The organism is Nonomuraea sp. NPDC005983, from assembly GCF_040614375.1.
GTDB lineage: Bacteria > Actinomycetota > Actinomycetes > Streptosporangiales > Streptosporangiaceae > Nonomuraea.
The window spans coordinates 166,719-181,321 of the sequence record NZ_JBEXUP010000002.1; the positions used below are offsets into that span (position 1 = coordinate 166,719).

13 protein-coding genes are annotated in these 14,603 nt (G+C 68.5%); 8 read left to right on the forward strand and 5 right to left on the reverse strand.

All coding sequences use genetic code 11. The annotated features are described in order from the left end of the window. Positions 1–49 precede the first annotated feature (49 nt). On the forward strand, positions 50–1,231 hold the full coding sequence (locus ABZ297_RS02260; RefSeq protein ID WP_355337999.1) for an FAD-dependent oxidoreductase: 1,182 nt from the start codon (positions 50–52) through the stop codon (positions 1,229–1,231). A 194-nt stretch (positions 1,232–1,425) separates the two neighbouring features. On the opposite strand, the gene ABZ297_RS02265 is transcribed toward ABZ297_RS02260, so the two are convergent. Both ABZ297_RS02265 and ABZ297_RS02270 read right to left on the reverse strand, forming a co-directional pair. Beyond that, positions 1,426–1,836, reverse strand: a complete 411-nt coding sequence (locus tag ABZ297_RS02265; RefSeq protein WP_355338002.1) for a Rid family hydrolase — start codon at positions 1,834–1,836, stop codon at positions 1,426–1,428. 125 nt (positions 1,837–1,961) lie between these two features. Then, positions 1,962–2,570 (reverse strand): DUF6461 domain-containing protein, encoded by a 609-nt coding sequence (locus tag ABZ297_RS02270; RefSeq protein WP_355338005.1) that lies wholly within the window; start codon positions 2,568–2,570, stop codon positions 1,962–1,964. A 102-nt stretch (positions 2,571–2,672) separates the two neighbouring features. Here ABZ297_RS02270 and ABZ297_RS02275 point away from each other — a divergent pair, with 102 nt between their 5' ends. The 7 genes from ABZ297_RS02275 to ABZ297_RS02305 all read left to right on the forward strand — a co-directional run bounded on the left by ABZ297_RS02275 (position 2,673) and on the right by ABZ297_RS02305 (position 11,837). Beyond that, complete coding sequence (locus ABZ297_RS02275) at positions 2,673–3,545, forward strand: aminoglycoside phosphotransferase family protein (protein WP_355338008.1); 873 nt, start codon at positions 2,673–2,675, stop codon at positions 3,543–3,545. A 151-nt stretch (positions 3,546–3,696) separates the two neighbouring features. After that, positions 3,697–4,155, forward strand: a complete 459-nt coding sequence (locus ABZ297_RS02280; protein ID WP_355338011.1) for a hypothetical protein — start codon at positions 3,697–3,699, stop codon at positions 4,153–4,155. A gap of 350 nt (positions 4,156–4,505) precedes the next feature. Continuing rightward, a complete protein-coding gene (locus ABZ297_RS02285) occupies positions 4,506–4,940 on the forward strand; it encodes an SPW repeat protein (RefSeq protein WP_355338014.1) in 435 nt (144 codons plus the stop codon). A 420-nt stretch (positions 4,941–5,360) separates the two neighbouring features. Beyond that, on the forward strand, positions 5,361–6,086 hold the full coding sequence (locus ABZ297_RS02290; protein ID WP_355338017.1) for an ABC transporter ATP-binding protein: 726 nt from the start codon (positions 5,361–5,363) through the stop codon (positions 6,084–6,086). After that, positions 6,083–7,396 (forward strand): FtsX-like permease family protein, encoded by a 1,314-nt coding sequence (locus ABZ297_RS02295; protein ID WP_355338020.1) that lies wholly within the window; start codon positions 6,083–6,085, stop codon positions 7,394–7,396. Before ABZ297_RS02290 ends, ABZ297_RS02295 begins: the two co-directional genes overlap by 4 nt. Before the next feature lie 289 nt (positions 7,397–7,685). Next, positions 7,686–9,965, forward strand: a complete 2,280-nt coding sequence (locus ABZ297_RS02300; protein WP_355338023.1) for a LuxR C-terminal-related transcriptional regulator — start codon at positions 7,686–7,688, stop codon at positions 9,963–9,965. Positions 9,966–10,199: 234 nt separating this feature from the next. After that, positions 10,200–11,837, forward strand: a complete 1,638-nt coding sequence (locus tag ABZ297_RS02305; protein ID WP_355338026.1) for an alkaline phosphatase D family protein — start codon at positions 10,200–10,202, stop codon at positions 11,835–11,837. Positions 11,838–11,843: 6 nt separating this feature from the next. Here the strand turns inward: ABZ297_RS02305 and ABZ297_RS02310 are convergent, their stop codons facing one another. From ABZ297_RS02310 to ABZ297_RS02320, 3 genes are all read right to left on the reverse strand, one after another. Beyond that, positions 11,844–13,127, reverse strand: coding sequence for an ArsB/NhaD family transporter (locus tag ABZ297_RS02310; protein ID WP_355338029.1), 1,284 nt, complete (start codon positions 13,125–13,127; stop codon positions 11,844–11,846). Continuing rightward, a complete protein-coding gene (locus ABZ297_RS02315; protein WP_355338032.1) occupies positions 13,124–13,564 on the reverse strand; it encodes a CBS domain-containing protein in 441 nt (146 codons plus the stop codon). The genes ABZ297_RS02310 and ABZ297_RS02315 overlap by 4 nt, the downstream gene beginning before the upstream one ends. Positions 13,565–13,668: 104 nt before the next feature. Next, positions 13,669–14,481: an aminoglycoside 3'-phosphotransferase gene (locus ABZ297_RS02320; protein ID WP_355338035.1), complete on the reverse strand. Its 813-nt coding sequence runs from the start codon at positions 14,479–14,481 to the stop codon at positions 13,669–13,671. Positions 14,482–14,603 lie beyond the last annotated feature (122 nt).

Here is a 14,603-nt window from a genome sequence, read left to right on the forward strand (position 1 = left end):
GCGCGCCTGTCCGGTTCAGGAGGTGACAGCAACCAGATAGGAGCGAACCATGAAGCACCGCGTCGTCGTCCTGGGAGCCGGGTACGCCGGAGCCATCACCGCCGGTCGCCTCGCCAAACGGCTGCACCGCGACGACGTCGAGATCACCCTGGTCAACGCCGACTCGGAGTTCGTCGAACGGGTGCGCATGCACCAGCTCGCGAGCGGGCAGGATCTGCGGCCCCGCCCGCTGCGCGACCTCTTTGCGGGCACCGGCGTACAGGTCAGGACCGCGCGAGTCGCCGCTGTCGATGTCGAAGGCAAGAACGTCGATCTCGGCGCTGAGACCCTCGGCTACGACACCCTCGTGTACGCCCTCGGGAGCGCCGCCGCCGATCACGGCGTCCCCGGTGTCGCCGAGCACACCTACAACCTGGCCGGGAAGCAGGCCGCTCTCCGACTGCGGGCGCGCCTGAGCGGGATGGAGCCCGGTGGGACGGTGCTGATCGTGGGCGGCGGCCTGACCGGCATCGAGGCGGCCACCGAGATCGCCGAAGCCCGCCCGGACCTTCAGGTCGCCATCGCCGCCGGCGGCCGCGTCGGCGGCTGGCTCAGCGACAAGGCCCAGCGCCACCTACGCGGCGCCTTGGACCGGCTCGGCATCACGGTCCACGAGCACGCCGACATCGCGCGCGTCGAAGCGGACGGCGTGGTCACCGGTGCGGGCACGGAGATCCGGGCCCAGGTGACCGTGTGGACCACGGGTTTCGCCGTGCACCCGATCGCGGCCGCCACCACCCTCGAGGTGTCCGAGGGCGGCCGGATCGTCGTCGACGGCAGCATGCGATCGGTCTCGCACCCCGATGTGTACGCCGTCGGCGACGCGGCGCTTGCCGAAGGAGCGGGTGGCAAGCCGCTGCGGATGTCCTGCGCGTCGGCAGGCCCGATGGCGTGGCTGGCAGCCGACGCTATCGCCGCGCGCCTGACCGGTCGCAAGGTTCCCGAGACCACGATCGGCTACACCTTCCAGTGCATCAGCCTCGGACGCCGCGATGGAATCATCCAGCGCGTGACCCCTGACGATCAGGTCACGTCCAGCGTCATCACAGGCCGTACCGCCGCTCGGATCAAGGAGCTCGTCTGCATGGGCGGGTTCTGGGGCGTCTCCCAGCCAACCATGATGCGGCCGAGCCGCCGCCACCACCTCGCGGTCACAGACGCAGTGGAGACCCAACTCATCACCCGGTCATGACGAAGAGCGTTGCCGGAGTGGAGTTGCCGGTCGAGCGTGGTTGCCGGTCTGATGTAGCTCCTTCAGGCAGGGACGGCCTCCCCCACCGAGGGCCAATGGGCTCCCCCTCGTCTGGTGAAGACATGGGTCACATCACCGACGGAGTCGATCGCCGGAAGAAGCCGTGCCCGTTGCGTCGCGCGGACGCCTACCGCTCAGGCATCAATAACGGCGGCGACGGCTTCGATCTCAACGAGCTGGCCGTGGTATCCGAGCACGGTGACGCCCAACAAGGTGCTCGGTACGTCATGGTCGCCAAACGAGTCCCGGACTACCCCCCAGGCAGCCACCAAGTCCTCCCGCCGCGTGGACGCGACGAGAACCCTTGTGCTGATGACGTCCTGCAGCGATGCGCCGGCGGCGGTGAGAGCAGCCTCCATGTTCTCGACGGCTTTCGCTGCCTGGCCCGCGTAGTCCCCGAGCGCTGCCGTCGAGCCGTCCTGGTTCAGCGGACACGCTCCGGCGAGAAAGATGAGTCGGGACTCGGCAGGCGCCGTGGCTGCGTAGGCGTACTCGGCGACGTCGGACAGAGAAGCGGAGCGGATCAAAGTGATGGCGCGGGGCACGGTTGCTCAGTTCCATTCGCATTGGGTACAAAGCGACCATCGTGGCACGGGCATTCTGGCGTCCGCCTCCCCTTTTCTTCTCGCCGGGCAGCTCTGAATGGGCGGCTATCCGTAAGGCCGTGCGATCATCCGTTGTCGATCACCGCACTGAGAAATCGCATGTCCAGCACGTTCTCCGAGAAGGGAAGGCCGGTGATGGTGCGGGCCAGGGCGAAGGAACGCGGAAACGTGGCTTCCAACACTGGGTCATCCCAGCCGTGATCAGGGTTCAGCCCGACTTCCTTCATCGCGTTGATGAGGCGGTCTGGGTCGCTGCCTGTGCGCACTTGCGGGACCAGCAGGTCGAACCAGGTGAGCGTCACGCCGTCGATCGCGTGGACGAAGTAGTCGGTCGCGTGAATGTTGCGGTTGATCAGCACGACCTCGGTGGCCCGCGAAAGCCGTCCCAACATCGGCTGGTAACCCATCATCGACGCAGTCCACAGCTCGATGAGCGCAGTCCAGCCGCCCAGTTCCACCACGCCGACGTAGCTGCGCATGGGGTCCGAGTCGAGGCATGCCATCGTTCGTTCCTGCAGCTTTTCGAACGTGACCTCTTCCAGCGTTTCCGCGCCTGCTCCGAGACGAGTCAGGGCTTCAATCGGCGGGAGGGATCGGACGAAGGACACGCAGGAGATGGCATAGAACGGACCGTAGCCTGCAAGCCAACCGAACTCCTCGTGCGGGTCTGCCACCCTAGCTCCCTTGATCAGGCGTCCCTCATCATGGCACCCGGACCGATCAAGACGCTGACGGTCCAGATGGATAACTCGCACCGGAGCATGGAGACTTGGACAGTGATCGACATCACCGCCGACCTCGTCCACACCTTGATCTCCGAACAGTTCCCCGAGTGGAGCGACCTCCCGATCGAGCCCGTTGCCCGCCAGGGCTGGGACAACCGCACCTTCCGGCTCGGGGATCAGTTGTCCGTACGCCTGCCCAGCGCAGAAGGCTACGCATCCGGCATCGAGAAGGAAGACCGTTGTCTGCCCGTCCTGGCCGCGCATCTGCCCTTACCCGTGCCGACACCGGTGGCGACGGGACGTCCGGCCGCTGGGTACCCGTTCCCCTGGTCGGTGCGTCGCTGGATCCCCGGAGACACGCTCGAGAGCGCCGCGAACGTCGATCGAACGGGGTTGGCGCGCGACCTCGGGAGGTTTCATACCGCGCTCAGGGAGATCCCCACGAAGGAGGGGCCGGCCTGCGGTCGTCATTCCTGCTTCCGGGGCTGCCACCCGAGCGTCTACAGCGATGACGTCGAGTACGCCCTCGACAGGCTGGGGCACCTCGTGGATGCCGCCGCCTGCCGGGCCGTCTGGGCCAGCGCGCTGACCTCGGCCTGGCCGTTTCCGCCGACGTGGTTCCACGGTGACGTCGCCGTTGGCAATGTGCTCGCCACCGACGGAGAACTGTCCGCGGTCATCGACTTCGGGACCTGCGGCGTCGGCGACCCCGCCTGTGACCTCGTGATGGCATGGACTTACTTCGTCGGTGACGAGCGGAAGGTCTTCCGTGAGGCCGTCGGGCTTCCCGACGACACCTGGCGGCGAGCACGCGGGTGGGCGCTGTGGAAAGCGCTCGTCACCATGGCCAGCATGTCCAGCCCCGACCCCGAAGGCTCCCAGAACCGGATACTCATGCACGTCCTTGAGGACCCCGTCATTTAGCACGGTCGGCGCAGACAGGTCACTCCCGGCCCTCGACCAAAGCCCGGCCGTCGGATAGGCCCCTAGGGAGAACCCCATACAGCTTCACTTCGGGCCGGAGCGGGTTTGCGGGACGGGAACCATGGTCCCCTTGTGGGGAGCTGTGGACGTCATGGCGAAGCTTCCTGCTCAAAAAACCCGTTCTGGCGTGCGAGAATCCGCTCTCATGATCTCTGCTGCCCAAGTGATCAGCCGTGCTGGTGAGGAATGCGTCATGCCGTTGCTCACCCTGGACGAGTTCTTCGACGGCAACGTCAATGAGGAAAGCATCGCACCCAACCAGTGGGGCTACGGGCGGCCCCCTCTGGACGTCCTGGCCGAGCGCCTGCGCGCGATCGAGCGGCGCGAGGACGTCGCGTGGGTACGGGTGCAACCGCATCCGGAGACACTCGACATGGAGGAGCTCGCTGGGGAAGCCGTCGCCATCTGTACTACGGCGGACGAGGCTGCCTGCACCGCGTGGATCGAGGGGTTCGAGGCCGACGGTGTCATCCCGGGCCTGGTGGATGTCTACCGTGACATCCCAGAGGCGCCGGACGGCACGACTGTGTGGTCCGTGGTGTGGGACTAGGCACGCACCGCTCTGGCCACGCAGGCTCCGCCAACAGGTCATCCCTGCGGTCAACCGCGCGCATGGTGCATCACACGCGTCGTCACTTCGCCTCTGGCCGTCGGGAGCGCGGTCGCGCCGTGATCGGTGCCGCGAGCATCGCGGCGAAGACCACTGTCCTTCCCCAGCTCGGAGGCGAGGGTCGGTCAACCCCTATTGGTTCGTTGCGCCGGCGTTGTGCCTGCGCGGTTCGAGCCCGTTGAGGGCGATACGCAGGCTTGAAGAATTGTTGCCCAAGCATGAGGTTGGCAGGACTGAGCTGGGCAGGAGAACTGTTGAACGCCGTCTAGAGGAGAAGGGTGGTGTGCGACGTGGCTGAACGTCCGACGTTCGCAATGGAGCAGCACCCTGACATCGTCGCGATGCGTGCCCGCTACGACAGCGTGGCGCAGAGTCCGTCAGGACAGTCCATCAGCGGTCTGGCCTTTCTGAGTGGCCTGTACCTCGCTATCTCGCCGTGGGTGGTGGGTTTCAACCCGCGCGCCAATCTGACCGTCAGCAACCTGATCACGGGCATCGCCTTGGCGCTCCTCGCGGTCGGGTTCGCGTCCGTCTACGGCCGTACGCACGGCGTTACCTGGGTGATGCCGGTCATCGGGGTCTGGACGATCATCGCCCCGTGGGTGCTTCCCGGACACGGAGCGACCACTTCGACGATCGTCAACAACGTCGTCACCGGAGCCGTGATCTTCCTCTGCGGTCTGGCATGCGTCGGACTCGGCATGATGTCGTCACACCGACGCTGACGAACCCGGCCCACGTCACCCCATCTGCGGCTGTGGCCGCGCTGGGGTGACGACCCCGGCTCACGTCACTCCATCCGCGGCTGTCGCCGCGCTGGAGGCGTGATGCCCAGGGGTGGCGGACCTCAGCAGCCGTCTGGCCCGCCCAGGATCCGGGCCGGGCGGTCTTTCCCGAGGGCGCGCCACGGAGGTTACCGCCTTGTCCGCAGGGTGGCTGGCTTGCCCTGGTGCGGCCCCTTCTCGTCACCGAACTGCCCTTCATCATGGTCCTGTGGCATGTTCGTGCTGTCGAGGCTCCCCTTGACCGGTCAGGTGATCGCCCACACGGCAGAGCGTCCTCCCGCTGTCCTCAGCTGTTTCTCGGGGAGCGGTCAGGGTGATGCCGGATGGATCACGACGGTGACCGTCAACAGACTTGTGATCATGAGTGATCATGCGGTCCTCCTCGAAGGAGTGACCAGAACATATGGCAAGGGAGCTACGGAGTTGCCCGCGCTGCGCCAGGTCAGTGCCGGGTTCCGGCGTGGCAGTTTCACCGCCGTGATGGGCCCGTCAGGCTCGGGCAAGAGCACGCTGTTGCAGTGTGCGTCGGGGCTGGATCGGCCGCAGTCCGGGGCGGTACGCATCGCCGGGCAGGACATCACACAGTTGCAGGAGAAGGAGCTCGCGCTGCTCCGGCGTGACCGGGTTGGAGTGATCTTCCAGGCGTTCAACCTGGTGCCGTCGCTGACCGCCTGGCAGAACGTCATCCTGCCCAGCAGGCTGGCCCGCAGGCGGCCCGATCCGACACGTGTGCGCGAGCTGCTGCACCGGGTCGGCTTGGCGGGGCGGGAGGGGCATCGCCCAGCGCAGCTGTCCGGGGGCCAGCAGCAGCGGGTGGCCATCGCCCGCGCGCTGCTTGGCAGGCCGGAGGTGCTGTTCGCCGACGAGCCGACCGGAGCGCTGGACCGTAGCACCGGGCATGAGGTGCTGGGGCTGCTTCGGGAGGCGGTCGACGAGTTCGGCCAGACGGTGGTGATGGTCACCCACGACCCGGAGGCGGCTGCCCGGGCCGATGCCGTCCTCTTCCTCACCGACGGACGGATTGTGGACGTGCTGGACAGGCCCTCGGTCGAGCAGATCGGCAGGCGGTTGGGCGGCCGACGATGACGCTCGTCCTCGCCTGGAACAACGTACGGACCAACTGGACCGGATTCGCCTCCTCGTTCGTTGCGGTGGTCATCGCGGTGACGCTGGTGAGCGGCGGTGGTCTGCTGGTCGCTGGAGCCGGTGGCCATGACGAGCTGAACGGGATCATGGGGTTGCTGGTCCTGTCCGCCGTGGTGTCGGGCTTCGTGTCGGTGTTCGTGGTGGCGGGCATGCTGAGCCTGCACGTGCTGCGGCAGCGCAGGGCTTGGGGCCTGCTGAGGTCGATCGGCATGACGCCGCGGCAGGTGCGCCGGTTGATCACGGCGGAGGCGCTGGTGGTGGCCGTGCTGGCGAGCGCGGTCGGTTGCGCGCTGGCCGTGCCGTACGCCGGGGTGATGGCGTCGTTCCTGCGTGCGGTCGAACTGGCGCCCATGGGCGTTCCGGTTGAGGTGACGTCGGTGCCGTTCGTCCTGGCGCTGGTGGTCGGGTTGGTGGTGACGCTGCTGGCCGCGCGGGTGGCGGCACGCAAGGCGGTAGGTGTGGGGCCTTTGGAGGTACTGCGTGACAGCGCGGCGCAGCAACGGCTCATGTCGTGGCCCAGAGCGGCGCTCGGGGTGGTGGCGCTGGCCGGGGGCGGGGTGCTGGTGTGGCTGGTTCCTCAGGTGAAGCCGACGGCCGCGGTGCCGACCGGGCTGGGGGCGACGATGGTGCTCTGCGTCGGCGCATCGGCGCTGGGGCCCGTCGTGCTGCGCGGGGTGGGCTGGGTCCTCGCGGCTCCCGTGGTGTGGCTCGACCCGGCCGCCGGGATGCTGGCCAGGTCGGCGCTGGTCACGCAGCCGCGCCGGGCGATGTCGGCCGCGTCCCCGGTGATGCTGACTGTGGCGCTCGCCTGTACCTTCCTGTTCGCCGTGTCGACCTCCGACGCGGCGGCGGGCGTGACGCGTACCGGGCCGTCGGCCTGGGTCGCTCCCGTGCTGGTGGGATCGGCGGTGGCGTACACCGTGATCTCGGTGCTGAACGCCACGGCCATGTCGATGGCGGAGCGGGCAGAGGAGATCAGGCTGCTGCGGTCCGTGGGGACGCAGCCCGGTCAGCTCGCCCGGGCGCTCTGCTGGGAGTCGCTGGTCGTGACGGCCACGGGCACACTGCTCGGCACGGCGATCGCCGTCGCTTCGCTGGCCGCGCTGGGCAAGGCCGCGACGGGCGAGCTGTGGTTCGCCTTCTCGATGCCGCAGTTTGTGGCGCTGGTCCTGGTCTGCGCGGTGAGCGGCCTGGTGGGAGGGCTGGTCTCGACACGCGGAGCACGCCGCGGACCTCTTGTCGCGGATTAGGCTCGTGGGCCGCCCAGCCAGGCGCCGAGCGCGTTGCCGAGGTTGAAGGCCGCGAATTTGCCGCCGGCGAAGTTCCCCACGAAAGAATTGCCTCGTGGCCGTGAGCCTCAAGAACGTCGATCGCGCGGGTAGCGCCGTCCCGGGGAGCGAAAAGCCTGCCGCGTGCGACAGTTGTTGTTGATGAAACCGAAGTAACCAAAGAAAAGACCCTGTTTTGGCTCGGTTGACCAGGTGACAGGCGGAAACCTAGGCTGATTTCGTCATGTCTGCGGGGAGGCATCACCAGCAAGTGGAGCATGCGCCGGCCGAGGTAACGAGCTTTGTTGGCCGCAAGCGTGAGCGTTCGCAGGCCAAATCGCTGCTCTCCGACACCCGGTTGCTGACGTTGACGGGCGCGGGCGGAGTGGGAAAGACGCGTCTGGTCCTGCGTTTGGCCGAGGAGGTGTCGAGGGCGTTCCCCGACGGGGTCTGGCTGGTGGAGCTGGCTCCGCTGCGAGATGGGGAGTTGCTCCCGTCCACGGTTGCGGACGCTCTCGGGCTGCACGAGCAGGCGACGCGCTCGCCTACCGGCCAGCTTCTGGACTATCTGGCCGACAAACGGCTGCTGCTGGTGCTGGACAACTGTGAGCACCTGATCGAGAGTTGCGGGCAGTTGGTGGCGAAGCTGATGAAGGCCGCTCCCGGGGTGCGGATCCTGGCGACCAGCCGCCAGGCCCTGGGCGTTCCGGGTGAAACGGTCTTCACCGTCCCTCCCCTGCCGGTGCCGGAGCCAGGTACGCCGATCGCGGCGGACGTGTCACGGCGAGACGACGCCGTGCAGCTCCTCGCCGAACGGGTGGCGGCTGTTTCGCCCGACTTCGCCATCACGTCGGAGAACAGCGAGATGGTGACGAGAATCTGCCGACGGCTGGACGGAATCCCGTTGGCGATCGAGCTCGCGGCCGTCCAGATGCGATCCCTGCCGATGGCCAGAATTCTTGAGCGACTCGATTACCGGTTCGAGCTCCTGGGCAAAGGGAGGCGGGGGACGCTGCCTCGGCATCAGACCCTGCGGGCCGCGATCGAGTGGAGTTACGAACTGTGCTCCGCCGACGAGAAGCTCTTGTGGAGACGGATGTCGGTGTTCGTCGGCGCGTGCGATCTGGAGGCCATCGAATATGTGTGCTCCGGTGGCCCGATCGCAGCCGAGGATATCTTCGAGCTGGTGGCCGGGCTGGTGGACAAATCCATAATATTTCTCCAGCCCGGCGGGGATCAGGCGCGATATCGACTGCTCGAGACGATCCGGGAGTTCGGTGCCGAACTACTGGATCCGGCTGAGGCGGCGGTGGTACACGCACGGCACTGGCAGTACTATCGCGACCTCATCCGCAGGGCCGATGTGGATTTCTTCGCCCCTCGCCAGATGGAATGGTTCGTCCGGTTGCGTGCGGACCAGCCCAACCTGCGCGCCGCGCTCGAATACAGCCTTACCGAGCCAGGTGAGGCACTGGCCGGGCTTGAGTCCACAGCCGCTTTGCACATCTTCTGGGTGGCCGCCGGTCGGCTGCGTGAGGGGTGCCAGTGGTTGCAGCGGGCTCTCGATCTCAACGGCGAGCCCACAAGGGCTCGGGCCCATGCCTTGTACGGGTGCGCCTATCTGCTGATCGTGCTGGGGCGGATCGACGCCGCGATGTCGATGCTGAAGGAATGCCGCGAGCTGGGGGAGCGACTGGGCGACGCCTCCGCATGCGCTTATGCCAGCCTGTGGACCGGCGCGGCCGTGATGTATCGCGGCGATTACTCGGGTGCCATTCCCTTGCAGGAGGCGGCACTGGCCGGGCACCGAAGCCTGGACGACCCCTTCGGCATCTACTTCGCGCTGCGGCACCTTTCGATGGCCGCCACCGCCGCCGGGGATCCTCGCGCCGAGTCCTTCGAGGAAGAGTGCCTCGCGGTGTGCGAAGCCCACGGGGCGGACCTTTCCCGGTCGTGGGCCCTGTGGGTGATCGGCTTGGGGAAGTGGCGACGCGGTGACGTAGCAGCGGCGGCGGCACGGGTGCGTGAGGCGTTGCGGCTGAAGGCCGTCGCCGACGACCTGGCCGGTGAGGCGTACTGCCTGGAACTGCTGGCCTGGGCCACGGATGACACGAAGCGCGCTGTCCGCTTGTACGGTGCGGCCCACACGATCTGGGAGAAGGTGGGCTCCACACTCGTCGATTTCGGATACATCAAGCGATTCCGTGACCCGTTCGAACAACGAGTAAGACGCGAACTGAGTGACGACGTCTACCAAAGCCTTCTCCGCGAAGGCCGGGAACTGAGCATCGATGACGCCATCGGCTACGCGTTGCGCGAGGAGGAACCTGACGGCGCGCCTTCGGCTGCTGAGGCGGACACGTCGAAGCTCACTCCCAGGGAGCGGGAGATCGCCGAGCTCATCAGCCAGGGGCTCAGCAACAAGGAGATCGCGACCAGGCTGGTGATCTCTCAGCGCACCGCCGAAGGCCACGTCGAGCACATCTTGGCGAAGCTCGGTTTCAGCTCGCGCACCCAGATCGCCGTCTGGTTCGCCGAAAACCCGGGTTGATCGGAGGTGGCGGCCGGGCTGCGCGGCCCGAAGCCGGTCAGGTTCGGCCACCAACGTCCGTCCGAGGATCGGGTGACCGGCGTCACATGATCAAGACAGCCCGGCCACGCTGCTTGCAATGAGCTGCGCGCGACGGCAAGACTTCCATCCGCCCGGCAGGCGCGAGCGCGCCCGATCGACGCCGCCGGCCGGAACTGCGGCGCGAACATCCGATCACAAGGAGAGTCCAGGTTCGTGTCCTCGGTGAGCAGAAGGTCCTTCGTCGTCAGCGGCGGCGCGGTCGTGGGCTCGTGGATCGCAGGCGGCGCGGCCGAGGCGTCCCGGAGGCGTCGCACGCCGACCGCCTTCCCGTTCACGCTCGGGGTGGCTTCCGGCGACCCGGCCGCGGACGGGTTCGTGATCTGGACCAGGCTCGCGCCGACCCCGCTGGAGGAAGACGGCCGGGGCGGCATGCCCTCCGTGGTCGTGCCCGTGAGCTGGCAGGTCGCCGAGGACGAGCGCTTCGCCGCCGTCGTGCGGGAGGGCGTGGTCATGGCCGACCCGGCCTGGGCGCACAGCGTGCACGTGGAACTCGACGGGCTGGCCCCGAACCGGGACTACTGGTACCGCTTCAAGGAGGGAACGCACGTCTCCCCTGTCGGGCGGGGACGTACCTCGCCGTCCGCGCAGGAGGGCGGTGACGTGCTCTCCGTGGCGGTCACCTCCTGTGCCCAGTTCGAGCACGGCTACTTCACGGCCTACCGCGCGCTCGCGGACGAGCGTCCCGACCTGGTCCTGCACCTGGGCGACTACATCTACGAGTATCCGAAAGGCACCTATGTGGCGGGGAGCGGCAACGTCCGCGACCACGCCGGGACGGAAACCGTCACCCTGGCCGGATACCGGCAGCGCTACGCGCAGTACAGAACGGACCCCGACCTGCAGGCCGCGCACGCCGCCGCGCCGTGGGTGGTGGCCTGGGACGACCACGAGGTCGACAACAACTGGGCCGGCGGAGAAGGCACGAACCAGAGCGAGAAACGCCTCGCCAGGCGCGCGGCCGCCGCCCGGGCCTATTACGAGAACATGCCGCTGCGCCGCGCCGCGCTGCCCGACGGCACCGGCATCCAGATCTACCGGCGGATCCGCTGGGGCACGCTGGCCACCTTCCACATGCTCGACACCCGCCAGTACCGGCACGCCATGGCCTGCGGAAACGGTCTCAAGGACTGCCCGGAGGCCGCGGACCCGGCCCGCACCATCCTCGGCCAGGAGCAGGAGAGGTGGCTGATCGACGGGTTCCAGAGCTCACGCGCCCAGTGGGACCTCATCGGGCAGCAGGTCTTCTTCGCGTCCCGGACCATCACCGCGGGCTCCGCCCACCTGACCAACCAGAACACCTGGGACGGATACCTCGCCAGCAGGCAGCGGGTCACCCGCGGCTGGATCGATGCGGGCGTCCGCAACGCGGTGGTGCTGACCGGATCGGCCCACTCCCACTGGGCCGCCGACCTGAAGCTCGACTACCTCGCCCCGAACGCGCCGACCGTCGGAGCCGAGCTGGTGACCTCGTCCATCACCAGCCGCGGCGACGGCCTCGACAGCGACCCCCGGGCCCTGCCGCTCCTGGTCGGCAACCCGCATCTGCGCTTCTACAACGACCAGCGGGGCTACGTCATGGCGCGCGTCGACCGTGCCGCGGTGACCGCGAGCTTCCAGGTGGTGCCCTACGTGAGCACGCCCGGCGCGGCCGTCCGCACCAGGGCCGTCTTCGCGATCGACGACGGCGTGCCCGGCCTGCGCCAGGTCTACCTGCGTCCCGTCGACTCGGCGTCGGCCGCGCGTGTCGCAGGGGAGCGGGAGCTCCTCGAACGTGAGGTCCTCCCTGACTAGCCGCTCCTACACGAGGTAGCGCAGCCAGAGGTACGGCACGCACAGCGCGATGGTGACGGACGTGACGACCAGCCCGTACTTGGTGAACTGCCAGAAGCTGATCGGAACCCGGTTGCGGGCCGCGATGCCGAGGACGACCACGTTGGCCGCCGCGCCGACGGCGGTGGCGTTGCCGCCCAGGTCGGCGCCGAGCGCGAGTGCCCACCACAGCACCTTGTCGCCCCCGTTGGCGTGGACGAGGTCGGCGACGATCGGGCTCATCGTGGCCACGTACGGGATGTTGTCGACGACCGCCGACAGGACGCCCGAGACCCACAGCAGGCCGATCGTGGCCAGCTCGAGCCTGCCCTGCGTGGCCTCGACGGCGGCCTTGGAGATCTGGGCGATCACGCCGGTCTCGACCAGCGCGCCGACCATGACGAACAGCCCGGCGAAGAACACCAGCGTGGGCCACTCCACCTCGCGGACCGCGTCCTCGGCGGTGACTTTGGTGACGGCCACCAGGATGCCCGCGCCCAGGATCGCCACCACCGAGGGCTCGTAGTGCAGCACCGGATGGAGCACGAACGCCGCCAGCACCACGGCGAGCACCACCAGGCTCTGCCAGAGCAGCCGCCGGTCGGCGATCGCCTCCCGCTCGTTCAGCGCCATGATCTCGGCGGCCCGGGCGGGGTCGTACCGGAACGTCTTCCTGAACATCACCCGGCACAACCCGATGAACACCGCCATCAGCACGATGATCAGCGGGGCCAGGTGGATCAGGAAGTCGTTGAAGGTCAGCCCGCCCCGGCTGGCGATGATGATGTTGGGCGGGTCGCCCACGAGCGTGGCGGTGCCGCCGATGTTGGACGCCATCGCCTCGGCGATGAGGAACGGCGCGACCGGCAACGCCAGCCGCTCGCACACCAGGAACGTCACCGGCGCGACCAGCAGGACGGTCGTCACGTTGTCCAGCAGCGCCGAGGCGAGCGCGGTGATGACCACCAGCAGCACCATCAACCGGAACGGCCGCCCTCTGGCGCGCTTGGCCGCCCAGATCGCCAGGTACTCGAAGACTCCGGTCTGCTTGAGCACGCCGACGATCACCATCATGCCCAGCAGCAGGAAGATGACGTTCCAGTCGATCCCGGTCGTCGGGGAGAAGAAGGCCGCCTCCGCGCCGGTGGCGTGGATCAGCAGCATGACCCCGGCCCCGCCGAGCGCCGCCGCGACCCGGTGCACCTTCTCGGTGGCGATCAGCGTGTAGGCGCCGAGGAAGACCACCAGCGCCAGCCATGCGGCGACCGTCACGGAGCCACCAGCCGGTCCAGCAGCGCCTGCAGCGTCACGGCCCCGAGCAGTCGGTCGTCCTCGACGATCGCCACCAGCGGGCTGTGGGTGCGCGCCATCAGCGCGGCCAGCTCCAGCACGGTGGCGTCCGGGTCGGCGACGGGCAGCTCACGCGGGTTCGCCGGCAGCGCCTCCCGCACGGTACGCCCGGCCAGCGACTGGAGGAAGACGTCGGCGTGCGCCTCGTCGACCACCCGGGCCAGCGCCGGATCGTCGATGCAGTAACCCGGTACGGCCAGCCGCAGCACCTGGGTGCCGGGCAGGATGCTCGACGGACGCCCGCCGTCGACGACGATCAGGCCGGGCAGGTCCTGCTCCGCCAGCAGGCGGGCGGCGTCGATGACCGGCGTGTCGGCGGTGACGGTGGGGAAGCCGGAGACGAGATCGCGGGCGCGCATGGGTGACCTCCGGAGTCGGCGACAGAACCGCCGACCAGACTTCCCGGCACACCTGTCAACAACCTATCAAGAGCCGTAAAGCTTCGGCAGCCCTCGGTGCACGGTCACGCCATGTCCCAGAGCAGGCGGTAGTAGGCGATGCGCTCCTGGTCGGGGGCGATGCCGTACGCGTCGTACAGGACGCCGTCGTAGCCGGGGCCGTAGTTCCACTCCGTGCTCCATGCCGCGACCGCGAGGTCGGCCCACCGGTCGGCGACTCCGAGCGAACCGAGGTCGACGTGCGCGGCGAACCCGCCGTCGTCGTGCAGCAGGGTGTTGGGGACGCACGCGTCGCCGTGGCAGACGACGAGGCGGTCGATCGCGGGCGGCTCGCCGATGAGGGCCCGCGCCTTGGCGAGGTCGAGGTGCTGGTGCTCGGCGAACCAGGAGTCGGGCCCCTCGCCGTTGGCGATGCGCTCGTCGGCGCGGGCGAGCCGCCGGTCGATGCTCCAGTCGAACGGGCACTGGTCCACGGGCAGGGCGTCGTGGAGCTCGCGCAGCCCCCGGCCGACCCCGGCCGCCGCGGTCGCCGGGTCGGCCATCCACCGGGGGGCCACCGCCGTGAGGCCGGAGATCGCCGCAGTGACCAGCCACGCGCCGTCGGCGTTCGTGCCGTGCTCGATGACCTGCGGAACGCTCGCCCACCGCTGCGCCCAGGCCAGGCGCTCCGCCTCGCGGGAGAGGTTGATCTCGGAGGTGCCGGTGGCGACCCACTTGACGTACCTGGTGCCGTCGCGTCCGTTCTCGAGGCGGAACGTCAGGCCGCCGAGCTGGTTGCGCCACACCGGAGTGACGGTGTCGTCGCCGGCGAGCGCCAGGACGACCTCGGGGACGGGGACGGGACCGGTCGGGATCTCGGCGATGACGGGGCTACTCATAGGGACATGATCCCCCAACGGGCCCCGGCGAGCGTAATCGTTTTCCGGCTGATCGCCTGCCTGGTTGCCACGCGAACGCCGGCTCGGCTGACGCCGCGGCGATGACCGAGACCCGAGCGTGA